Source organism: Saccharopolyspora sp. NPDC050389, assembly GCF_040655595.1.
Taxonomy (GTDB): Bacteria; Actinomycetota; Actinomycetes; order Mycobacteriales; family Pseudonocardiaceae; genus Saccharopolyspora.
Genome location: NZ_JBFAKG010000016.1, coordinates 9,988 through 33,011, shown reverse-complemented (window position 1 = coordinate 33,011; position 23,024 = coordinate 9,988). Strand labels below are relative to the sequence as shown.

The 23,024-nt window shown below is 71.2% G+C and carries 13 protein-coding genes; 3 read left to right on the top strand and 10 right to left on the bottom strand.

Annotation, left to right across the window (positions count from 1 at the left end; genetic code table 11):
• Positions 1–60 precede the first annotated feature (60 nt).
• A complete protein-coding gene (locus AB0I53_RS12810) occupies positions 61–213 on the bottom strand; it encodes a hypothetical protein (protein WP_358600883.1) in 153 nt (50 codons plus the stop codon).
• Positions 214–312: 99 nt separating this feature from the next.
• Here AB0I53_RS12810 and AB0I53_RS12805 point away from each other — a divergent pair, with 99 nt between their 5' ends.
• Complete coding sequence (locus AB0I53_RS12805; protein ID WP_358600880.1) at positions 313–960, top strand: TetR/AcrR family transcriptional regulator; 648 nt, start codon at positions 313–315, stop codon at positions 958–960.
• Between the two features lie 25 nt (positions 961–985).
• Here AB0I53_RS12805 and AB0I53_RS12800 read toward each other — a convergent pair whose 3' ends face one another.
• Positions 986–4,210 (bottom strand): BTAD domain-containing putative transcriptional regulator, encoded by a 3,225-nt coding sequence (locus tag AB0I53_RS12800; protein ID WP_358600877.1) that lies wholly within the window; start codon positions 4,208–4,210, stop codon positions 986–988.
• Positions 4,211–4,416: 206 nt separating this feature from the next.
• A complete protein-coding gene (locus AB0I53_RS12795) occupies positions 4,417–5,289 on the bottom strand; it encodes an SseB family protein (RefSeq protein WP_358600874.1) in 873 nt (290 codons plus the stop codon).
• Between the two features lie 113 nt (positions 5,290–5,402).
• Between AB0I53_RS12795 and AB0I53_RS12790 the strand changes: the two genes are divergently transcribed.
• Entirely contained in the window at positions 5,403–7,079 is a 1,677-nt protein-coding gene (locus AB0I53_RS12790) for a right-handed parallel beta-helix repeat-containing protein (RefSeq protein ID WP_358600872.1), read from the top strand.
• Positions 7,080–7,096: 17 nt separating this feature from the next.
• On the opposite strand, the gene AB0I53_RS12785 is transcribed toward AB0I53_RS12790, so the two are convergent.
• The 4 genes from AB0I53_RS12785 to AB0I53_RS12770 are packed head-to-tail and all read right to left on the bottom strand — an operon-like array spanning position 7,097 to position 18,919.
• Entirely contained in the window at positions 7,097–7,807 is a 711-nt protein-coding gene (locus AB0I53_RS12785) for a hypothetical protein (RefSeq protein ID WP_358600869.1), read from the bottom strand.
• Complete coding sequence (locus AB0I53_RS12780; RefSeq protein ID WP_358600866.1) at positions 7,797–18,125, bottom strand: hypothetical protein; 10,329 nt, start codon at positions 18,123–18,125, stop codon at positions 7,797–7,799. Before AB0I53_RS12780 ends, AB0I53_RS12785 begins: the two co-directional genes overlap by 11 nt.
• Before the next feature lie 36 nt (positions 18,126–18,161).
• The gene (locus AB0I53_RS12775; RefSeq protein ID WP_358600863.1) at positions 18,162–18,494 is read right to left on the bottom strand and encodes a hypothetical protein; all 333 of its coding nucleotides are present in this window, start codon (positions 18,492–18,494) and stop codon (positions 18,162–18,164) included.
• Positions 18,491–18,919, bottom strand: coding sequence for a YbaB/EbfC family nucleoid-associated protein (locus tag AB0I53_RS12770; RefSeq protein ID WP_358600860.1), 429 nt, complete (start codon positions 18,917–18,919; stop codon positions 18,491–18,493). Before AB0I53_RS12770 ends, AB0I53_RS12775 begins: the two co-directional genes overlap by 4 nt.
• 70 nt (positions 18,920–18,989) lie before the next feature.
• Here AB0I53_RS12770 and AB0I53_RS12765 point away from each other — a divergent pair, with 70 nt between their 5' ends.
• The gene (locus tag AB0I53_RS12765; protein WP_358600857.1) at positions 18,990–20,267 is read left to right on the top strand and encodes a S8 family serine peptidase; all 1,278 of its coding nucleotides are present in this window, start codon (positions 18,990–18,992) and stop codon (positions 20,265–20,267) included.
• A 231-nt stretch (positions 20,268–20,498) separates the two neighbouring features.
• Here AB0I53_RS12765 and AB0I53_RS12760 read toward each other — a convergent pair whose 3' ends face one another.
• The 3 genes from AB0I53_RS12760 to eccB all read right to left on the bottom strand — a co-directional run bounded on the left by AB0I53_RS12760 (position 20,499) and on the right by eccB (position 22,767).
• On the bottom strand, positions 20,499–20,789 hold the full coding sequence (locus AB0I53_RS12760; protein WP_358600855.1) for a WXG100 family type VII secretion target: 291 nt from the start codon (positions 20,787–20,789) through the stop codon (positions 20,499–20,501).
• Between the two features lie 67 nt (positions 20,790–20,856).
• On the bottom strand, positions 20,857–21,195 hold the full coding sequence (locus tag AB0I53_RS12755) for a WXG100 family type VII secretion target (protein WP_358600853.1): 339 nt from the start codon (positions 21,193–21,195) through the stop codon (positions 20,857–20,859).
• Positions 21,196–21,336: 141 nt separating this feature from the next.
• Positions 21,337–22,767, bottom strand: coding sequence for a type VII secretion protein EccB (gene eccB, locus AB0I53_RS12750; protein ID WP_358600850.1), 1,431 nt, complete (start codon positions 22,765–22,767; stop codon positions 21,337–21,339).
• Positions 22,768–23,024 lie beyond the last annotated feature (257 nt).

Below are 23,024 nucleotides of genomic sequence, written 5' to 3'. Positions count from 1 at the left end.
ACCTTCCTTCAAGGCTGTGGTGGCTCGAAGCCGGTGCTCGACTGCGCGCGGCGGGGATCGTCAGCGGACGCCGCGCCCCTGAACTCCCCGCCGCGCGCTGATTGCCTGCTGCTGGAAGCGCGCGTTGCGGACCTGCCGCTGACGCCACGTGCCGCGGTCGGCACGCGAGAACGAGCCGGAGGTCTGGGACTTGACGCGGTCGGTCACTCGCATGCGATACTTCCTCTCGAAGTAATCTTGCGTCGGTAGTAAAACTATAACGAGCCCCATTGAGGCAGTCAACATAAATTTGCGACGGAGGTAAGTTTTCTCGTGGAAGCCGGATCGGACACCGCTCAGCTGGGCCTTCGGGAGACCAAGAAGCAGGAGACGCGACGGCTGATCTCCGACCACGCGACGCGACTCTTCATCGAGAAGGGCTTCGAGGAGACGACCATCGCGGAGGTCGCCGCGGCCGCCCGCGTCGCGAAGAAGACCGTGACCAACTACTTCGCACGCAAGGAAGACCTGGTCCTCGACCACCAGGACGAGTTCATCGCCACCCTGGCTCGCACCGTGGCCGACCGCCGCCCCGGCGAGTCCGCGCTGGCATCGCTCCGACGCGCCTTCGAAGCCACCATCACGGCGCAGGATCCGGTCGCGGGGTTCGCCGGCCCGGACTTCACCCGCATGATCGCCGGCAGCCCCACCCTGACGGCATGCCTGCGCGGCCTGCACGACCAGCGCGAACAGGCGCTGGCCGAGACCCTCGCCGACACCGTCGGCGGGCAGCGGTCCGACATCACCGTCCGCACGGCCGCCGGTCTGCTGGGCGCCGTGCACCGCATCCTGTTCCAGCGCATCCAGGAGCTCACCCTGGCCGGGAGCACCAACGACGAGATCGCCGGGACACTCGCAGGAGAAGCGGCCCGCGCCTTCGACCTGCTCGAACCCGCCCTCGGCGACTACGCGGTGGCCTGAGGCGAGCCGGTTCGGAAGGCCCGGTTCAGGTGCTTGCGAGGGGCGACTCGGGCACGCGATCGCGGCCGTTGGTCGCGTCCGCCTCCTCGTCGGCTCGACGCCAGGCGGCCTTCGCCAGGTCTTCGCGGCCCGCGCGGTGGTGCAGCTCTCCCAGCTCTCGCAGGGCCAGGGCTTGCTGGTAGCGCTCTCCTCGGTCGGTGGCCAGACTCAGGCCCTGGTCGATCAGCACTCCCGCCCTCGCGAAGTCGCCGACGTCCCGGTGCGCCGCTCCCAGGTCGACCAGCACCTCGCTCTCCGCCGCCGGGCCCCCTACCTTCGCCACTATTTGGCGTGCCGCCTGGAGGTTCGCCGTCGCTTCCGAGTACTGGCCCAGTTCTCGGTAGGCCTTGCCCAGGCGGTGCCTCGCGTAGGCGACCTTCGGGGTCAGGCCGTAGTCCACCGCCAGTTCCAGCGCTCGGTGCAGGAACTTCAGCGCCGTTTCGTGGTCTTCCAGCCGCCGGTGCACGTCCCCGATGTCCGCGAGCGCGCTGGACTCCCCGTCGATGTTTCCGGCCTGCTTGGACAATTCGAGCCCGGTTTGCAGGCTCGTCAACGCATCGTGGAGGAAACCCGTTGCAGCTAAAGCATTTCCGAGATTGCTGCGCAGCACTCCCTCGCGGTACGGGTCGCGCCCGGCGCACAGCGACGCGCCTTCCCGGAGGTGCTGCAGCGCCTCGTCGAACTCGCCTAATCGGTAGCAGACGACACCTAACGACTCCAGGGTGCTCGTCTCCAGCGTGCGATCGCCGGCCTGCCGGTGGAACTCCAACGCCCGGTACAGGTGTTCGCGGGCTTCCGCGCCCCGGCCCAGCTCCAGGTACGTCGCCGCCAAATCCGCCCTGGTCATCGCCTCTCCGGCCGCGTCCTGCGCGGTGATCGCCGCGGCCAGCGCGGCCTCGTGGGTGCGCACCCAGTCGTGGTCGTGCCCGTAGCCGTAGAGGTACAGGTACTCGCGCAGTGATCGGGTGAGCTGCCAGGCGTGCGTCGGCCAGCCCCGCGCCGCGGCGAGCCGCACCGCCGCGATAAGGCAGGCGCGCTCGGCGTCGAGCCAGCTCCTGGCCTCTTCCCGCGTTTCCAGGGCCGGGCGGTGCTCGGGTTCGCTGCCCACCAGCGACACCGGTGGCTGGTGCGGTTGCAGCAGGCGCGTGGCGCTGGCCGTGCTGTGCAGGTAGAAGTCCAGCACCCGGGTGATCGCCGCGAAGCACTGATCCTCGGGTTCCTCCTCCCGCACGAGGCCCCGGCCGTATTCGGCGAGCAGGTCGTGCAGCCGGTAGCGGTGCCTGGTGATCACGTTCGCCAGGTGTTCGTCCACCAGCCTGTCCAGGAGGAATCGGGCCTCGGTCGCGGTGATCCCGGCCAGCGCGGCCGCCGCGTCGGCGGTGAACTCGTCGCCCGGGTGCAGGCCGAGCAGCCGGAACATCCGGCGCTCGTCCTGCTCCAACGCCTGGTAGGAGAGGTCGAACACCGTCCGGAGCCGGCGGTTGCCCGCGACCAGCTCGTGCAGCCGGTCGTCGCTCTCCTCCAGGCGCGCGGCCAGATCCGACACCGTCCACATGCGACGCGACTGCAACCGCCGTGCGGCCAGCGCCACCGCGAGCGGCAGCCGCCCGCACAGCTCCACCAGGCTCCGGGCCGCCGCGGGATCCACCTCGACCCGGCCGCGGCCGACCGCCTTGGCCAGCATGCCTTCGGCTTCCTCGGGCGTGAAGACGTCGAGCGGCATCGTCTGCGCTCCGTCCAGCGCCAGCGTGCAACGGCTGGTCACCAGCACCACGTTCTCCGGGCCGGACGGCAGCAGCGGCGTCACCTGGTCCTCGCTGGAGGCGTTGTCCAGCAGCACCAACGCCTTCTTGTCGTAGAGCCGGTCGCGGAACAGCATCATCCGCTCGTCCACCCGGGACGGGATGTGGTCGTCGGGCACGCCGAGCAGCCGCAGGAAGGACGCCAGCACCGCGGCCGGGTCGGCGGGCGGCTGGTCGGCGTGGCCGCGCAGGTCCACGTACAGCTGGCAGTCGCTGAACCTGCCGGTCGCCAGCAGCTGGTGCGCGGCGTGCACCGCGAGCCGCGTCTTGCCGACGCCGCCCATGCCCTCGATCAGCACGATCTTCACCGCCGAGCCGCCGGCCTGCGGCAGATCTTCGTGCAACGCGCGCAGTTCGGCGTCCCTGCCGGTGAATTCCCCGATGTCCGGCGGGAGTTGGCGGTGCGCGCTGACCGGCGTGAACTCCGGGCGCGACACCTCCTGCCGCAGCACCCGCTGGTACGCCGCGCTCAGCTCCGGGCCGGGATCGGCGCCCAGCTCGCCCGCCAGCCTGCGGCGCAGCGCGTCGAAGACGTTGAGCGCGGCCGCCTGCTGGCCGCTGCCGGCGAGGGCGATCATCAGCGCGGCGTGCACCGCCTCGTGCAGCGGATCGGCATCGGCCACCCGTTGCAGGTGCGGCAGGACTTCCTGGTGGTGCCCCAGCTCCGCGGCGACGGCGGCGTACTCCACCAGCACGGCGTGGTATTCCCTGGTCAAGGCGGTGATCAGCGGATGTGCCTGCAGGCTCCCGAGGCCCTCCAGCGGTTCACCGCGCCACAACGCCACGGCGTCGGCGAACAGTCCGCGGGCCTCGGTGGCCTCGCGGGCCTGGCGCGCCGCGGCGACCAGGCGCCGGAACACCATCAGGTCGTGCTGCCCCTCTGAGACCGAGAGCTGGTACCCGCCGCGATCGGCCACCAGCACCGGAGTTTCCTCCGACTCGGCCTGCAGCCGGCGCCGCAGCCGGGAAACCCTGGACTGCAGCAGATCCGCCGATCCGGCCACCGATCGCTCGCCCCACACCGCCTCGATCAGCGAATCCCGCGCCACCGGCGCGTTCGGCGACAGCGCGAGCAGGCCGAGCAGCACCCGCTGGGTCTCCGAACCGGGATCCACCGACTCGCCGTTGACCGCGACCTTCAACGGCCCCAGCACCTCCACCCGCAGGCCGCTGCCGCCCTCGCCGCCTGCTTCCCGGATCAGCTCTTCGAGCTCGATCCGGGACAGCGCGAGGACTTCCGCCAATCGGCGCAATGTCGATACCCGCGGTCGCACGACTCGGCCCTGCTCCACATCGCGCAGCCCCGCCGCGCTCAGCCCGGCCTGCTCGGCGACTTGAAGCTGCGTGAGACCAGCTCGCTTGCGGAAACCGCGGACCAAACCCCCCAACTTGCTCCCGGTCGCGCCCACAAGACCACCTCAATCGAAGATCGTTCGAGCCATTGGTGATTAAGCGCCGCAGCGGACCGCGGAAGCCGGCGACGGCCGGTTTCCGCTTGTCCTCACAGCAGTCCCGACGCAGCGGAACCACTTTTGGTTCCACCAGACCGTTTCCGTCCTCGTCGCAGCGCAACGTTCTCGTGAGTGGCAATGGTCGTTCTAGCGACCACTGCCACTCACGACGTGAAGTCTTCTTCGGACAGTGCCGCACCGGCCGCCGCGACGATTTCCCCGACCGCGTCGCCGCCGATGATCAGCTCGGTGCCGCTGCCCGGATTCAGGCACAGGACATGCTGTTCTCCCGGCCAGTTGGCGGCCAGGACGAGAAATGGCAATTGTGTGAAATGCTCGACCTTCGGCGCGGCGCGGGAAATCATCGCCGTCGAGGTGAACACCGGGATCGCCGAACCCACCAGCAGCCACGGGAAGTTCTCGCCGTCGACATCGTCGGTCAGCGGACGCGACAGCGGCAGCACCACGTCGGCGTCGACCAACGCCGCCAGGTAAGCGTCGAGGTCCTGCCGCTCGACCGCCGCGGCCAGCGCTTCTTCCAGCTCGTTCGTGGGCGGGACCGCGCCGGGTTCCGCGCCGTCGCCGAGTTCGGCCAGGCAGTCCCGCCGGATCTGCGCCTGCACCACCTCTTCGGCGTCTTCGGCGAGCACGAGGAATTCCTCGCCCACCGCCATTCGGGCCAACGAATCCGGCGACATCATTGCGCCGATCGGCAGATCGAAATTCAGCGCGAAGCAGTAATCCGGATGCGGCCAATTCCGCGCCAGTGCCGCCGCATCGACTTCCCGGCACCCCAGCGAAAACGGCCCGAGCACGTGGGACAGCGCTGCCGGCGAGGTGAAGACGAGGACGTGCGCCCGATCCAGTGAGATCAGGTCGTCCAGCTCCTGCCGCAATTCGGTGCCCGGCTCGGGCAGCACCGGCAGGTAGAGCGGCGCGGACAACACGATTTCCGCGAACCGCTTGCTGTCTCCCGCTTCGAGCGCCGCGACCAACTCGTGCTCCACGTCGTTGGCCGGTTGCCATTGCTCGTCCAACCGAAACCGCCCTTCCGGTAGGTCGTTCCGCGAACAGTAGTACTTACGAAGGCCCGTTCTGAGGTAGTTTGTCCCCCAACGGCAACGGTTCCCAGCGAGATTTGCTCGGAGTTATGGCACGCACCCTCTTGGTCTCCCCCGAACAGCGCGGTGCGCTCCCGACGATTCGCGATGCCCTGGAGGCCGCCGACGACGGCGCGGTCATCTCCATCGCGCCCGGCGAGTACGACGAACCGGTGCACATCCGGCGGAAACGCGTGACCATCGCCGCCCGCGAGCCCGGCACGGTCACCATCCGCTCGCCGTTCACCGACCAGCCGACCGTTTCGGTCGTCGACGGTGCCGTGGAGTTCAGCGGGCTCACCGTGCTCGGCGACGCGCAACCCGCGATCCGGATCTCCGGTGGTAGCGCGCAAATCGTCGACTGCACCGCGTCCGCCGGCTACGCCGCCGCGATCAGCATCGCCGACGGCGCCGATGTGACGTTGCGCGGCAACAAGATCAACGACTCGCAGTGCGGCCTGATCATCGAAAACGCCGACGGCGTGGTGGAAAGCTGCGAGGTTCAGGACATCGTCGACGATGCCGTGATCGTGCGTCTCGGGGCGCGCGCCGCGCTGCGGCACTGCACCGTGCGCGGCGCCGGTTTCCGCGGTGTCTACATGTACCAGGCGGGCGGCTCCAGCATCGAGCGCTGCGACATCTCGCAGACCGGCGAGGCCGGAATCTCGGTGGCCGACCAGACCTCGCCGAACATCGTCGAATGCTGGGTGCACGACACCCAGGGCGTGGGCATCTCGGTCGGGCGCGGATGCGGCGGCGTGATCGAGGACTGCCGGGTGGAGAACACCGCGCCGCCCGGCGTGCTGATCGACGAAGGCGCGCGCACCGAGGTGCGGCGCGACGCCCAGGCGGCCGGGAAACCGCCGGTGGGCGCGACGGCGACCAGCGGAAACCAGCAGGACCAGGAGCAGATCGACGAACTGCTCGCCGAACTCGACGGCATGATCGGCCTCACCGGCGTGAAGGCCGAGGTGCGGGCGCTGATCGACGAGATCCAGGTCAACGAGTGGCGGCGCAGCGATGGCCTGTCGGTCAACGCGGTCAGCAACCACCTCGTGTTCACCGGCGCGCCCGGCACCGGCAAGACCACTGTGGCCCGCGTCTACGGGAACCTGTTGAAGGCGCTGGGAATCCTGCCCAACGGGCGGTTCAAGGAAGTCTCCCGCCGCGATCTCGTGGGGCAGTACATCGGGCACACCGCGGAGAAGGCCGCGTCGGCGTTCGACGAGGCGCGCGGCGGCGTGCTGTTCATCGACGAGGCGTACACCCTGTCCCGGTCCAGCGGCGGTGGCGCCGACTTCGGGCAGGAAGCGATCGACACGCTGGTCAAGCTGATGGAAGACCACCGCGACGAGGTCGCCGTGATCGTCGCCGGCTACACCGCGGAGATGGGCAAGTTCCTGGCCGCCAACCCCGGCCTGGCCTCCCGGTTCGCCAAGACCCTGGAGTTCGAGAACTACACGCCGGAGCAGCTGGTCTCGATCAGCGGCCACCTCGCGCGCGGCGACGACTACCTGCTCGGCGACGACCTGGACCTGGCGTTGCTGGAGTGGTTCACCCAGGTCGACCGGGACGCGAACTTCGGCAACGCGCGCGAGGCGCGGAAGCTGCTGGAACGCATGCGCAAGTCGCAGTCGACGCGGCTGCGCAACATCGGCCGCCGCCCCACCCGGGACGAACTCCGCACGCTGAGCCTCGACGACCTCCTGGACGCCATCCGCGAGTAACCCGGCCGATCCCACGGCTACCCGCCTTCTTGGTGCAGCAGCGCGGAGCCGGCCTGCGCTGCCCGGTGGTACGGGGGCAGGTCGTCGCCGGTCCAGAACACCTCCACCTGGGAATGCTCTTCGCCCAGCTCGGCCAGCTCCCGGTGGGCCACGAGCACGAGGTCCCAGGCTCGGACGTGCGGGGCCACCTCGACGAGGTAGACCTGGGCGGCCAGGCCCGGGGCGAGCCGCCAGGCGCGGCGGATCGCCACGACGCCGTCCTGTTCGGACAGGCCGTCGACCACGAGGTCGTCGGCGAGATCGGTCAGGTCGGCCGCCAGGTCGGCCAGCTCGGCGGGTGCGCCGCCGGTCAGGCCCAGGCCGGGCGGAATGCGATCGCCCGCGGCCGCCTGCAATTCCGGGCGCACCGGCGCGAAGCGGTGCTCCGTCGCGGGAGTATCGGTAGCGATCCGCACCTGATCCGCTCCGGCAGGAGCACCCGGAATTCTCATTACTGCCAACGTGTTCCGGAGCAATTCGACGTCGGCTTCGGGCATCGAGAGCCCGAGTTCCGCGGCCGAGCCGAGGACCGTATCCGGCAGGTAGGCCAGGTCACCACCGCCCAGCATCCGGCGGGCGTGCGTCGTCAGCTCGTCGGGGAACCGCCCGGCCAGCCGGAGCAGCACCCGGTGCAGGCCGGCGAAGATCCGCCACGCCTCGTCGTCCAGCTCGGCCCACTCACCGGTCACGTCGGTCCTCCTCGGTGTTCTCCGGGACACCCGCGCCCGAGGTTCTGCGGGACACTCCGCTCGAACTCGAACGGGCCGGTTGCTCGGCGGTCGGTAGCTCGGCGGTCGGTAGCTCGGCGGTCGGTTGCTCGGCGGTGGGCGCGGCGGCGTCGAGCTGCCGCAACGCCATGCCTGCCATCAGGTCGAGCTGCGCACGGCTGTCCGGCATGCGTCGCAGCGGAACCACGTTCGCGGATTCGGGTGATCTCGCCGCTACCAGCTTCCCGTCCTCGACCCGGAGCACGGCCACCCGCCCGTCGGGCAGCTGCGCGGCCCACGCGTTCGGCGCGTCCGGGTGGCGCTCGACGCCCAGTCTTCCCAGCAGCTCCGCCACCGCTTCCGCGAAGTTCGGCTCGGCGGCCGTCGATCGGTCGGCCGCCTCCTTCGGCGCCGCCGGCGGATGCGCGTCGGCGCCCGGATCGTCGGGATCGGTGCGGTAGGCGAAGGCGCCGTGCGGGCGGCCGGGTTGATCGCCGGGTGTTCGCGGAGCCGGCGAGGTCCACGACATGACCCCGTCCGCGTCCACTGTGAAGTCGCCTTGCGGTCCCGGTCGGGTTTCCCCGCTCGGCGGCGTGGCAGGCCGCAGTGGCGCCAAAGACCGCGGCGTAGCCGCAAAACGTTGCGGTGCACCAGAACGCGGCGGTGCGGAAGGCCGCGGAGGGACGGTAGGACGCGGCGGAGGAACCGCAGGACGTGGCGGTGCGGAAGGCCGCGGAGGGACGGTAGGCCGCGGCGGAGGGACGGTGGGGCGCGGCGGCGCCGAAGGTCGCGGCGGCGGTGCCGAAGGCGGCGGCGGTGCCGAAGGCGGCGGCGGTGCCGAAGGCGGCGGCGGTGCCGAAGGCGGCGGTGGCGCCGAAGGCGGCGGTGGCGCCGAAGGCGGCGGCGGTGCCGAAGGCGGCGGCGGTGCCGAAGGCGGCGGTGCCGGGGGACCCGGCGGAGCCGGGGGACCCGGCGGAGCCGGGGGACCCGGCGGAGCCGGGGGCGGGGCTTGGGGCGGAGCGGGCGGGGTGCCTTGCTGCACCACCTGGCCGTCGCCGGTGACGCGGAACCGGCTGGTCGCGCCGTCGGGCGCGACGACCGACAGATCGACCTCGACGGCGGCCCGCTCGTCGAAGGACAGCTCCGCCGCCAGCCCTCTGGCGAGTTCCACCGGGTCCAGCCCCATTCCGTGGGGCATCAGGTCCAATCCGGCCGGCAGCTCCCACCGCTGGCCGGTGAGCTCCGAAGCGGTCGCCAGGATCTCGTCCACCAACCGGTACCTGGAGGACGCGTCGGCGTCGAAACGCGCCATCCAAGCCCGTTGCCGCGCGATCTCGTCGACACCGCTCTCGGGGTCCTGGACGAGCATGGCGCGCAGCTCGTGGAACGCGTCATGCCAGTTCTGCACCGCGTTGTCGAAGCGATTCCGCGCCGCATCCCGTTCCGCTGCGGGAAGTTCCTGGTTCAACGCTTCCCGCGCCTGCGGCACCGCGGCCGCCGCGCGGTCCAGCTCGGCGGCCGCGTCCCGCAACTGCCGCACGCCGTCGTCGACCACCGGATGCGGTGCGGCGCGGGCGATCTCGTCGAGGAATTCGCGCAGCTGCTCGGCCATCCGCTGGTGGTGCGCCACCAGGGCGGCCGTCTCGTCGCTGATCACCCGGAGCTTCGCGCCCGGCTCGGTCAGCTCGGGATGCTGTTCGCGCACGTGCGCGGCGAGGGATCGGTGCGGCTGCTGCGGATCGTGGCCCGGGCGTTCCGCCGCCGACCGCACGGCGGCATCCAGGTCGAACGCGTTCGCCTCCGCCGCCCGCTGCCGCCCGGCCAGTGCGCGCAGCACGCCCTTGAGCTTGCCTTCCGGCAGCTGCGACTCCTGGGTGAGTTCCCACGCCCGCTGCTCCATCATGCTGCGTTGCAGCTCGGGCAGCAGATCCGCCGGGAGGTCGACCAGCACGTCGACCGGCTCGGCGTTGACCTCGACCCGGCGCAGCTGATCGCCCGGCAGCCCGTGGTCGGTCAGCTCCTGCACGGCGGCGGTGACCGAGAAGCGGGCCCGCAGCCGCACCAGCACGTGCGGTTCGGAGCCCTCGGTTTCCAGCTGCGTCCAGGAGCCGACCTGCGCGGTCGCGGAACTGTCGACGGTGCTGCTCGCGTTCACGCCCGGCACGCCCCAGCCGACGGTCAGGTCGCCGGGTCCGACGTCGCTCTCGCTGCTCGGAAGCGTGCCGGAGAGGCCCGCCGATCCCGTTCTGCTCTGCCCGTGCCCGGTCGTGATGTTTCGCTGCGCCCGCTTCAGGCTGTACGGCCCTTGGTTTTCGGAGTCGTAGCGGTGCAGCACCTCGACGTCGAAGTTCCGCAGCTGCACCCCGACCGCCACGCTGTGCTGCGGCGACACCGCGAACTCGTCCACCACCCTCGGGCGGCCGTCGGACAGGTCCGCCCAGAGCGATTTGCCGTGTCCGGGCGTGAACATCTGCTGCACGCCGCGGACGACGTTATGCGCCTTGCGCAGGCCCAGCGGCCGCGCCCAGTCGGCGCGCAGCACCTGGCGGACGGCGGTTTCTGCGGAGGAGAGCAGATCGGTGAGGCTCCACTCGATGATGCGGCTCTCCGCCTCGGCGGGCAGCCCCGCCAGCCTGCGGTAGCCTGCCCGCTCGTGCGGGCCGAAGGCCGTCGTCCGGGCCCGGTGCATCGCGTACTTGAGGATCAGCGTCCCGTCCGAGGTCTTCGTGTGCACCTGCGGTTCGCCGGTCACCGCGCTCTTCACGGTGCCGAGCAGGCCGACCGGCACCTCCTGGAGCCGCGCGGTGAACCGGCCTTCGGCGGGCCGCTCGAAGCGGGCCAGTCCGCTCGCGTCGAGCACGCCGGGCTCGTTGACCTCGGCGTGCGAGGTGGTCAGGCTCGTGCGCTGGCTGCCGCTGCCGCCGGCGCTCCCGGACTCGCCGACATCGCCGATCGGCGAGCCCTGGGTTTCGCTGAGATCCCCGGACACGCCGACGGTTCCGTTTGCGCTGTGCGTGATCCTGGCGTTCGCCCGGTGCCGGTAGCCGACCGCCGAGACCGCGCCCGGTTCGGTGCCGACGGTGGTGGCCGGGCCGGTCGGAACCACCTCGTAGGTCAGCGAAAGCCGCATCCACCGGCCGTTCTTGCGGACCAGTCCGGTGAACAGGTCGGTGCCGCCGTCAGCGAGCGCCTGCCGCTGCGTGTTGTTCAGCGCCGCTCCGGGCGCCAGCGCGCCGCGCAGCCGCTCCTCCAGGCCGGTCGTTTCGGCCACGTCCTGGCCGAGCTGGGACAGCAGGTCCAGCGCGTGCTGCAGCGGCCGGCCGCCGCTCGACCGCCAGCCGCTCACCAGGCCGGGGCCGATGCCGCTGCCGGTCACCGGCCGTTCCGGATCGCGGTGGTAGTCCGGCGGCCGGAAGCGGTTGCCCAGCACCACTTCCTCGTCGGTGTCGCGCAGCAGGCGCGCCAGTTCGGCGAGCGCGTCCGCGTCGCTCGCGTCGGCAGAGGTCCTCGCGTTCGGGTACTCCTCCAGCGCGCGATCCACCAGCCGCCGGTCGATCTCCGCGCCTTCCCGCCCCAGCTCGGCGGCCCGCCGCTGCACGGCACGGGCGGCGACCCGGCGGTCCAGCGGCAGGTCGCCGTCCGCCCAGGCGGTCAGCATCTCGCCCACCATCTCGGCCGGGACGGCGTCCACGACGAGTTCCATCCCGTTGGCGTAGAACTCGACGACCTGCTGCGCGGTGAGCACGAACTGGAACTTGCCCGGCACGGTCTCGGTGCCGATGGCGGCGGGCAGCACCCGGGCCGCCGCTGCCTCGCCCGCCGAGACCGCGATGTCCAGATCGGCTTCGAAGGTGAGCGCGTCGAGGTAGGGCGTGATGGCGTTCTCGTCGTCGCCGCCGGAGCGGCCGCGTTGGGAGGCCGTCCCGCTGGTGCGGCCGCCGGAGCCGCCGGCGTTCGAGTCCAGGCCCGCCAGCGCACCCGGGTCGGCGACCGAGGCCGTGCTCCCGTCCGCCCGGCCCGCGCGGAAGTCGTGTCCAGGCTGGGAGAGCGCCAGCGGGCCCGTGCCGACGCTTTCCAGCCGGTTCAGGACGCGCAGGCCGGTGGGCCGGGCCGTGATCAGCGCCCGGCCCCGCACCTGCCCGTGCGGATCCCGGGTTCGGATCAGCTGCCCGTCGGAGAGCCATTCGCCCGCGTGGGCGAGCGCCGTCGCGTTGCTGGTGTCCACCCAGGCCGCGGTGGTCGGCATCCGGGCGCGCACCGCGGCATCCAGGCCGCGGGCGTCGAGGTGCAGCAGGGACTGCATGCCGGTGAGCAGCTCCTGGAACTGCGCCTCGTCCGTTATCCGCACCGTGGGCCCGGCCTCGCGCGCACCGTCCTGGCGCACATCGGTCGGCGTGTAGATGTCCAGGACCTGATCGGCGATCTCCTTGCGCACCTGATCACCCGCCGCGTCGCGCACCGGGGCATCGCTGGCGTCCACCACGCTCACGGTGAGGGTCAGCGGCACCCGCCACAGCGAGCTGCCGCCGCGGTACTCCAGCCGGGAGCCCGCGTTCTGCGAGTAGCTGAACGAATCGGCCGCGCTGCTGCTGGGGCTGCGCCCCCAGATCATCCGGCCCAGCAGGGCGCTGGCCTCGCGGAGGCGGCTGCGCGCGACCTCCAGGCTGGTGCCGATCGCGGAGCTGGTCAGCAGCGCGCTGACCCGCTGGCTTCGGCCGACGCGGCCGATCTCCTCGGCGCGCTCGGCCGCCCACCGCGCCTCGACCTTCACCCAGCGCAGCTCCACCTGCCCGGATCTGCCGCGGGTCTCGACCGGAATCCGGAAGCCGTCCTGCATCGCCTCGGCGAGCCAGGTCTGCGCCTTCTCGGCGGTGAACTCGGCGAGGATCGCGTCCACGTCGCCGTACTGGCCCGCGGCGAGCGCGGAGCGCAGGAACTCGCGCGCCTCCGGCACGCCGGTCAGCTGGACCACCCGGTCGAGCAAGGTGGGGCCGCTGTCCTGCAGCTGGCCGGGATTCGGGCGGTGCGGCCGATCCGGCGGCGAGAGTCCTTTGTGGACCTGCGGTACTTCGCGCGTCGTCGTGAGCGGTGAGCCGTCGGCCGTGGTCTGCGCGTTGCCTTGCGCGTCGAGCACGAGTTCCTGCACCGTCGTGGTCGCGATCGCGCCGTCCTCGTCGTAGCGCAGGTCTTCGCGGCCGACCGGCAGCCCGTTGCGCGCCGCGTCCTGCACCGCCAGCTGCACGTATCCCTGGCCGGTGACCTGCGTGATCTCCGCCTGGGAGCGCCGCAGCGGGCTAGTGGGCTGCTCGACCTCGACCTCCGTGGTCACCCGCACCCGGTAGGTGTGCTTGGGCCGGAAGTCGAAGTCCTCCATCGTCATGAAGTGCCCGGTGCTGGTGTTCGTGCTGGCAGAGGCGCTGCGCCCGAACATGTAGCGGACGGCGGCGACCATCTTCGGGCCGAGCGACGACCCGACCTGGAAGCCCCTGGTCAGCGCGGTCGAGTCGGCCGCGGTGCGGTAGGCGGCCCCGATCTGGCCGTGGCCCAGCTCCTCCGCTGCCGCGTGCGTCGGCGCGGCCGCGTCCCAATGCACCTGGGACCGCAGCGTCACCTGGTGCGATGCTCCCCCGGGCTGGTGGACCTCGAAGCTGAAACCGCCCGGCTGCAAGGCGATTCCTGTGCGCTCCTGCCGCTGCACGTGGTACAGCACCTGCGTGCGGATCGAGCCGTCGTCGCGCAGGTCGGCGGGGAGCCGCGCCAGGACGGCGTCGACCACGCGGTTGGTGTCGTCCAAGCCCATCAGCCGGCCGGCGCGCAGCAGCTCCGCCTCGTCCCGCGTCGCGCCCTCGAAGACGACCGTTTCGCCGAGCGACTCCTGGTGGGCCGCGTTCAGCCACACCGGCAGCGGGCGATCCGCGGCCACCTCGGTGCTCGCGCCGGACTCGGCCCGGATCCAGAGCTTGACGTCCGTCAGGTCGTGCTGGAGGGCGTCCCCGCGGTGCTGGTCGGCGGACGCGACGTGGCCCAACTGCGCCACCGAGGCGCCGTGCGAGTTGTTGGTGCTCCACTTGCCCTGCGGGTCGGCGTCGAGCGTCTCGCCCGACACCAGGCTCACCGGCACCTTCCCGGACAGCACGATCTGCCGGCCGCCCGAAGCGGCGTTGCCCACCTCCGGCAGGCTCAGCAGCGTGGTCTGCCGCCTGCCCAGCTTGGCATCGGTGTCCACCTGGGTGGCCTCGCCGAAGGTGATGCCGACGGAGAACAGCTGCCCGTCCAGTGCGAGCGTCCGCCCGTTCTCGTTGAACAGGTCCGGGAACGCGGCCAGCAGCAGGTGGTTGAGCTCGGCCGGAGTCAGCCCGTCGACGCCCTGCTCGGCCAGCCACGCCACGACCTCCGACATGCCCGGCAGCTCCCGGTTCACCGGCGCGGCGTGCGCCAGCGCGACCTCCGACGGCTTGCCGCCGGGCGCGGTGGCCGGTGCACCGGGGCCCGCCGCGTTGGCGCCACGGCCCGGCACGCCCTCGTGCATCGCGCGCAGTCCCGCCTCGACCTGCGAGCGCATCTGATCCGGTGTCCCCGCAGCGGAAACGCGCACCTCACCCAGGCTCACCTGGCGCAGGGTGCCGGTGCCGTCGTTGAGCCAGGCCGGGGCGCGTACCTGGACCTCGCCCGGCGCCAGGTCCGGGTCGACCACGAGGTTGGCCGCCACGTCCGTGCCGGATTCGCCGTAGTGCACCAGCAAAGTGCCGTCGGGCTTGCCCGCGATCGCGACGGCGTCGGATTCCGCGGGCGTGGTGGTCGTGCTGGACTGGCGGCGGGCGATCTCCTCTTGGAGCAGCTGCTCCGATTCCTGGCGCGAACCCGTGCTTCCGGGCTCGGTCTGCACCGTGTGGGGAGCCGCCTGCCAGACATCGCCCGCTGCCGTCGCCTCGTCGCGGACCGTGGCGCGGCCGTGCGTGGCGTCGAACTCGCCGGGCGCGAGAACCGGGCTGGTGGCTAGTAGGTGCGCCATCGACTCCAGGAGGCGCTTCGCGCCGAGTTCCAGGGCCTCGGCCACGTTCGCCGTCGTGGTGGTGGAGATCCGGATCTCGGCCGGTGCGGTCTGGACGTAGCCGGCCGGGGTCAGCTCGAACCGGCCCGGTAGGACGTCGAACGTGGCGGCGGGGACGTCGTCGTCCAGGCTCAGCTTGACCTGGACCACCGCGCCGCCCGGAGCGTGCACGGTGAAGATCCCGGTGTTCTCGTCGAAGGCCCCGAGGCCGCGCTCGACCAGGCTCGCGAGCTGAGCGTTCGCGCCCTGGCGGGCGAGCTGCGGCGAGCGGACCGGGTCGGTCGGAGCCTCCGTCGGTTCCAGGCGGACCTGCTGCGCCTGCGCGACCGGGCCGAGTTCGCGCAGCGCGGGCCCCGCCTGGTTCGTCCCGGACGGCTGCGTCGCAGCGGGTTCGGCCTGCGCAGGTGTGGTCTGCGCGGCTGTGGTCTGCGCGGCTGTGTCGGGCGATCCTTCCGGGTCGGTGCCGGTTTCCTGGCTAGAAGTGTCCGGTGCTTCGGTCTCGCTGGATTCGGTGCTCCCGCTTTGTTCGCCGGTCTCGGCCCTGGGACTGTCCGGTGTGGACGATTGGCCGGGCTCCGCTGGGGCGCCGTTGTCCGGCTGCGCGACCTCGGACGTCGTCGTCTCCCGACTTCCCGGTGCCGAGGTGTCGGGTGAGCCCGTTTCGGCGGTTCCGGCCCCCGACGTCTCGGTGCCGGAGGTGCCTGCCTCGGGCGTTCCGGTGCTCGTGGTTTCCGACGCGCCAGCCGGGTTTCCCGCCTCCGTTTCGGCGGCCGGATCAGCTGTGTCCGGTGCTCCGGCGGAGTTACCCGTCTCGGCTTCGGGAGCCGGGCTTCCTGCCTCGGTTTCGTTGGCCGTGCTTCCGGTTTCTGACGTGCCAGGCTGGTTCCCGGTCTCCGTTGTTCCAGCCGGACCATCGTTCTCCGTTGTTCCAGCAGGATTTCCGGCATCCGGCGCACCGGCCGGGTTTTCGGTCTCCGGTGTTGTTGTGGTGTTGCCGCCTGCTTCCGGCGTGCCGGTCTCCGGCGTGCCGGTCTCTCGTGGACCGGTGGGCCGCGTTTCGGCGTCCGGCGATCCGGCTTCGGGACGGCTCGCTTCTGGGCTTTCCGCCGTGTTCTCGGAGCCCTGGCGGCCGGACTCGGTCCCACCTGAATCCGGCCGCCCGGCTTCCGGCGCTCCTGCTTCGGTGCTGCCGGTGTCCGGCCGCCCGGCCTCGGGAGTTCCTGCTTCGGAAGCTCCTGCTTCCGGGGTGCCCGACTGCGGGGTTCCGGCTTCCGGTGCCTGATTTCCCGATTCCGGTGCGGTTTCCGCGGAATTCTCGTTGCCCTCCCGGCCGCCGCCGTTCTCGCCATCGGCTCCGCCATCGGCCCCGGGCGTGGATGTGCCCGAACCTCCGTTACCCGAGCCGCCCGAGCCGCCCGAACCGGCCGAGCCGCCGCCCACAGCGCCGCCACCCGGGCGTGCCCCGCCAGCGCCCTGCCCCGCATTGGACCCACCGGAACCCGACGCACCACCCGACGCACCGCCGGAACCGCCACCTCCAGCACCTGCCGCCGGGCCAGCGGCATGAGTGCCGCCCATCGAACCGCTCCCGGTCGGAGCACCGGCGGCGGGGCCGTCACCGGCGGGCGTGACCGCCGGGGCACCGCCCGCGGCCTGGCCGCCCGCGGGCGATGTGGCCGGGTCGGCGATGAAGTTCGTCGTCAAGTGCGGAGATTGCCCGGTGCTGATCACGGACATCAGGTCGAACGCTTCGCCGACCTCGTGGAAGCCGCGCTCGCCGATGTGCTGCTCCCACAGCCCGCCGACCGCGCCGCCCAGCGCGGCCTGCCCGATGCCCTCCGCGGTGAGTCCCTCGGCCCCGAAGAGCCGGCTGGGCTTGTTCGCGAGGGCGCTCAGGTCCGTTGTCACGGCCGTGGCACCGACGAGCCCGGCCACGCCACCGGCCGCGCCGAGCGCCACGAATCCCGACGTCTTGCTGGCCAGCCCCAGCGGAGCACCGCCGAGGCTGGCGCCGACGAAGGCCGCCGCGGTGGAGCGCGGGTCGTAGGAGTACCGGCCGTCGGTCTCCAGCATGGTCTTGACCTGGGCGAACGCGTCCGCGCCGATGCCGAACTTGAGCGCGCTCTGCAGGCCGTAGCCCACCATCCGCTGCCGCAGGATGTTGCCGGTCGTGAACGCTTTGGTGCCCGTTCTGGTGGCCAACCCGCGTTCGAAGGTTCGGCGCACGGCGTCGTCGACCAGCCGCGCCTGCTCCCGGCTCAACGCCGACGCGAACGGCGCCGGCCGCCCTGCGAGCCTTGCCGCGAGCTGCTTCTCGACCGCCTGCCGCATGGCGGCGTTCTTCCGAACGCTCTTCGCCGCGGCCCTGCGCAGGGCTGGCGTGGTCCCGGCGCGGGCAGCGTCCATCGCCATGTCGCGCATGATCCGCCCGGACTGCTGGCGCGCGGCCGTTCGCGCGAGCTGCCTGCCGAGCGCTTTGCCGCCGGCGGTCTGCCCGACCCTGGTCGCCGCGCGTCCGGCCGCCGTCGTGCCCAGCCTGGCGAACGTCCGGCCGCCGAGCTGCGCCGCCGCGGTTCCGGCGCGCATCCCCAGCCTCCGCAGGGTCTGCTGGATGAAGATCGCGCCGACGCGCTGCAACGCCTTCTCGACGGCCACTCGGGTCGCGTTCCGCGCCACGATGATCGCCGGTGGCACGGTGACCATGGACGCACCCCAGGTGGGCACCGCCGCGATCATCGCCCGGACCAACTCATAGCACAGGAGCAACAGGCTGGCCTGGAAGGCACTTTTGGCCAGCACCACGCTGTTGTTGAACTTGAAGGCGCCTTGGGCGTACGAGCCGGCCGTGGTGACGTAGTCGTTGGCAGCCTGGGCGAGCTGCATGACGGCCATGTTCATCGCGGGCGCCGCCACGCCGCCGTTCCAGCCGGCGGTGACGTCCTCCGCGGCTTGCTGCGCCTGCCGGAGGAAGTCGACGGCGCGCTCCGCCTCCTCAACCCACGCCTTGCCCAGATCCGCCGACAGGTTCTCGTCGGCCTCCGGGTAATCACCGATCAACAGGCGGAAGACGGAGCTCAGCCGCGGGAGCACGATGGGCGAGTGGAACCAGGACCGCAGCCACTCGTTGAGCTCGTCGATGTACTTGTCCGCCCACTCGCCAAAGTCCACCACGCCCTGCGCGAACGCATCGAGCGCTCCCGAGGCCGCCTCGGCGCCCTTGTTGATGCCGCCCTCGACCCCGTCACCCAATGCGGACCTCCGCGACCGAACCGGATCGGGCCGTCATCACGTCTGGATGTTCCGGTGCTGATCGGCGAAGTAGTCGTCCACCGTGCCGTAGTTGCCCAGCGCCTCCATGCCGTTCTCCGCGATGATCTTCAGCTGGCCTGCCAGGTGCGCCCGGTTGTCGAACACCGCGTCGGAATCCGGGAAGTTCGCCTTCCCCTGCCGGCCGATGCGGTCACCGCCGAAGGTCTGCGGGTTGTCCATCAGCTTCCTGATGGCCGTTTTGCTCGCGTCCGACCCGCTCTGATAGGCCTCGCCGAGCGCGCCGAGCCGTCTCAGCATCGCCGCGACCGCTTCCGGGCCGCCGTTGACGTTCAGCGCATCTCCGCTCATGACTGCTCCTTCCGCTCCGCGTAGCGCTCCGCGTCGCTGCGCATCAGATCTTCGAAGTGGTCGTCTAGACCGAGGTCCTCGCGCGGCTGCTCGGCGCGGATTTCGGCCAGTTCAGGCGGCATCTGCTCGGAGATGATCCGCTGCACCCGCTCGGTGACCTGGGAAACCGCGTCCCGGCTCGCCTGCAGGATCATCGCGGTCAGCGCGGCGGCGTTGGGCTGCCGGAAGACTCGCGGATCGATCACCAGGTCGACGAGTTGGCCGCGCGGCCCGACCACGACCTTCACCATGCGGTCCGGCGACCACGCCACGCCGAGCTGGCTCATCATCCTCCGCTGGGTTTCCGGAATCCGATCGGTCGCCTGCTGCAGCTGTTCCAGCAGGTCCCGGTAGACCGGATTCACCGACATGGGCTCGAATTCCACCGCGGCACCCCGAATTCATCGCGTCGAAAACGTGGACAACTCGCGCAGTCGACCGGCTAACATCCCCGGCGTGTACGCGAAACGCAGCTTGCGAACGCTGCTCGCCGCTGCCGTTGGCAGTCTCGGCATCCTGCTGGTCGACCCGTCCGCCGCCCACGCGCAGCAGTGCGTCGGCACCGGCCAGGCGACGAGCCCGGTGCCGTGGGCCCAGCAGGTTCTGACCCCGGAACGGCTCTGGCCGCTGACATCCGGATCGAAGCAGCGGGTCGCCGTCGTCGGCACCGGCGTGTCGAGTCCGCTGCTGGACGGCGGGATCGCGGCGAGCGTCGACCTCAGCCCGCCGTCGCGGACCGCGGCGACCGGCAAGCCGGACTGCCTCGGCCTGGGCACCGCCGTCGCCGGGGTCATCGGCGCGAAGGAGACCAGCGAGCACGGATTCCACGGCGTGGCGCCGAAAACGCAGCTGCTGTCGGCGAAGGTGGTCGGCGACTCGTTCCCGCAGGGCTCGCAGCCGCACGACTCCGTGGCACCGGACACGCTCGCGGCCGGGATCAACTGGGCCGTTGACCAGGGCGCCACCATCATCACCGTGGCTGCGGTGTCCTATCAGGACAGTCTGGCGCTCCGGCAGGCGACGAACCGCGCTCTGGACGCCGACGTCGTGGTGATCGCGGCGGCCGGTCGCGCCGAGCAGAACGACCCGCCCGGCATCACCCCGTTTCCCGCTTCCTACGCCGGAGTTCTCTCGGTCGGGATGATCGGGGAGGACGGGATGGTGGCGGCCGACACGCACGCGCCGCGCGTCGACCTCGTCGCACCGGGCGCCGAGGTCACCGCCGCCTACCCGGACGGCGGGGTCGGCCCGGCCTCCGGCACCGAACTCGCCGCCGGCTACGTCGCCGGAACTGTCGCGCTGCTGCGGGACTACCGGCCGCAACTGTCCAATGAGGAGGTCGTGCAGCGCCTGGTGGCGACCGCTTCGCCGGCGCCGGAAGGCGTCGGCAGCAGGAACTACGGTCACGGGCTCATCAACCCGTACCAGGCGGCGGTGGCGAACCTGGTCGACGGGCACCCGACCAAGCTGGCACCGGCCGATCCCGGCCTGGCCGCAGCCGAGGAGCTGGCCCGGGAAGCGTCGTGGCAGCAGAGCAATTCCCTCGCCTACGGCCTGGCCGCGGCGGGCGTCTCGGCGGCCGTGGTGATGACCGCCGTGGTGGTCTTCGGGCCGCGCGGCCGACGCCGCCGCTGGCGCGCCGGGATCGCCGAAGCCCCGGTCGACCGCCCTGAGGACGAACTCCCGGAGCCCCCGGCCGACCTCTTCGACGACCGGCCGAAAACCACCGTCTGACACCAAGTTCTCTTCCTTTGACATCTGGCGCGCGGCGCGGATCGCGGCCCCGCGCGGGAGCGCAATTTCACGAGAAATTGCACCACCCTAGGGTGACCTCAACCCACGACGCTCCGTGACCACGCGGCCCCGTTTTCGCAGGACGTGCCAATTTCGCGAGAAATTGGCATTCACCCGGGTGAACGTCGAATTCTCGCGAAATTGCGCAGGCCCCGCCCGCGAACCTCCGGGTCAGGCGTTGAAGAGGTTGGACGCGCGGATGTCCGTTGCCATCATGTCGTCGCTGGCCTGCGTCGTCAGCTGACCGGTTCGCACCTGCGCGTCGCCGAGCGCGTTGGCCTGGACGTCCCACTTGGCTTCCGCCTCGTCGAACGCGTTCGCCGCCGCACCGTTCCAGTCGTCGGCGAGGATCGCCTTCGCCTTGGTCTTCAGGTCGTCGAACAGGGTCTTCATCTGGCCCGCGGCGGTCACCGTGTTCCCGCCGGTGTCGCTGATCGAGCCGAAGCCGTACTTGATCGTCATAGTTTCGCCCTTCCCTCAGGCAGAGGTCCTGAACCGCACTGGCATTGCGCTACCGACCGATTTCGGTTCACAGCCGGGAAAAGTTGCCCATCCCGGTGTCACCGCTGCCGTCCACGGCGTTGAGCAGCTGCTGGTAGTCGTCGTCCTGCTGGCCGATCATCTGCGTGGTTCCGGACACGCCCTGGGCCAGGTCGACGAGGATCTGCGACAGGTTCTGCCAGATCTGCTCGAATTCCTGCTGCTTGGAGACGGCGGCCGTCGATGCGCCACCCATCCACGCGGCGCCGGCGATGGACATGTAGTCCCCGCTGATCTGCCTGATCAGGCTGCTCGCGTTGTCGTACGTGTCGCCGATCGCGGTCTGCAGCTGCGTCGTCTGTTCCGGTGTTAGCTTGAGATCGGGCAACTCCGGTCACCTCTCCAGGTGGGCAGTGGTTTGCCCACAGGCTATTCCGGTGCGCTGCCAGATCCCGGATAGCCGGAAATCGCGGCCGCGAGAGCGATTTCGCTGGTCACACCCGCGATTGCGGGGCTGCGTGCGGGAGAACTACGGGAGCGCCGACGCGGTTTGCAGCGCGGCCGCCGGATCCAGCGTCGGGCCGGCCGGAATCCGCTGCACCAGCTCGGCGGGCATCGACACGGCGTTGGCCGGGCTGAAGCCGAGCACCTCCAGCACCGCCTCGGACGGGACCGGGAAGCGCAGGCCCAGGTCGGTGACGATGTGGTACGCCCCGGCCGGATCCGTCGCCGATGCCTTGGCCCGGACGACGACCACGCCACCGGCGGGAACCAGCACCCGGTCGGCCAGCTTGGTTCCTTCCGCGGTCTCGGCGCTGGTCGCGATGCCCGCCTCGAGCACTGCCGCGTCGCCGCCCAGCGAGATCTCCGGAGCGGTCGCGGCATCCAGCGTTCGCGCGCACAACGTGGCCCGGCGTTCGGCCGGCACCGGAGCGAGTTCCGGCACGTCGGCGGGCTTGGCCGACTCGCCACTCGGCGCGGACAGCGCGTTGGTGACCGGCGCCGAGTTCGCCACCGAAGGCGCGATCGCCGCCGGCTCCACCGGGTACTGCCCGCGCACGATGCGCACCTGGAGCTCGGTCAGCGGGGCCAGCCCGTCCGAACGCACCAGGTAGTACTGCTCCCGCTCCCCGATCGGGTGGTGGACCAGGTCGCCGATCCGGTGCCCGCTGAGCACTGTGGACGGTGCGCCGAAGTCGTCGACGGTGATCGGGGCGATGTCCTGCCCGGCCGGAAGCCCGTTCAGCCACGCCGTTCCGGCGTCGAGCACCACGGCCTGCGGCCCGAAGATGGCCCGGATGACCTGCTCCGGCTTGACCGTGTCGTCAGGGTTGCCGACGATCCGGTACCGGTGGTTGCGCCAGATCAGGTAGTTCATGTGGTCCTTGGCGTCCCGGGCCAGCACCGCCCGCTGCTCCAGCGGCAGCCCGCCCGCGAGCGAGCCGCCGACGAACAGGGTGCTGGTGGTGATCGCCCCACCAGCGGCGTTGCGCCCCGGCACCGAGCACATCGTCCACTCGTCCTTGAGCGCGAACTGGGCTTCCGGCAAGGAATCCGGCGCGCCCGGGATGCCGACCACCGCGCGGCGCGGCACGCCGGTCAGGCTCTTGCCCGACACCCGGTGCACCTTGACGTCCTTCTTCCCGGCGAGCAGCTTGGCGGAGGTGAAGTTGAGCGTGGGCTGCAAAGCGCCCTGCCGGTAGACGTAGCTCGCGCCGGTCTCGCGTTCGACGACCACCGATCCCTCGGCCTGCCAGGCGTTGCCGCCGACGCCGCTGAACACGCCGTAGACACCGAAACCGGCCGCGACCAGCACCGCGATCATCACGCCCGCGAACGCGGCGCCGACGCCGCGGCGCAGCGGCGTCAGCTCGGGATCGGTCTCGCGCACCACCAGCGCGGACACGACCCGCTGCATCATGAACTGGTACGCCTGCAGCTGGTCTCGACGATTAGCCACGGTTCAGCCCTGTCTCCCGAGTTCGAGCACGCCTCAACCAGCACCCCGACGCCATCGAAACGTCGAAGCCCCAGTCCTTCCCACCAGCCTTGGAACCGGCACCGCCGCGGGTTCTCAGAGGTCTTCTCGCGAGCTGGAGTTTCGCGGTTCGATTCCTCCGCTGGTCACGGGGCCGTGAGTCTTTTGGGCTCGTCCGCGATCTCGAAGGCGTGGGCGATGTGGTGGGCTGCGAGGACGATCCGCCCTGTCCGCTGCGG

Excerpts from the sequence above, each read along its gene's own strand:
- AB0I53_RS12810 (WP_358600883.1), bottom strand. The coding sequence starts at position 213 with ATGCGAGTGACCGACCGCGTCAAGTCCCAGACCTCCGGCTCGTTCTCG.
- AB0I53_RS12790 (WP_358600872.1), top strand. The coding sequence starts at position 5,403 with ATGGCACGCACCCTCTTGGTCTCCCCCGAACAGCGCGGTGCGCTCCCG.
- AB0I53_RS12775 (WP_358600863.1), bottom strand. The coding sequence starts at position 18,494 with ATGAGCGGAGATGCGCTGAACGTCAACGGCGGCCCGGAAGCGGTCGCG.
- AB0I53_RS12760 (WP_358600855.1), bottom strand. The coding sequence starts at position 20,789 with ATGACGATCAAGTACGGCTTCGGCTCGATCAGCGACACCGGCGGGAAC.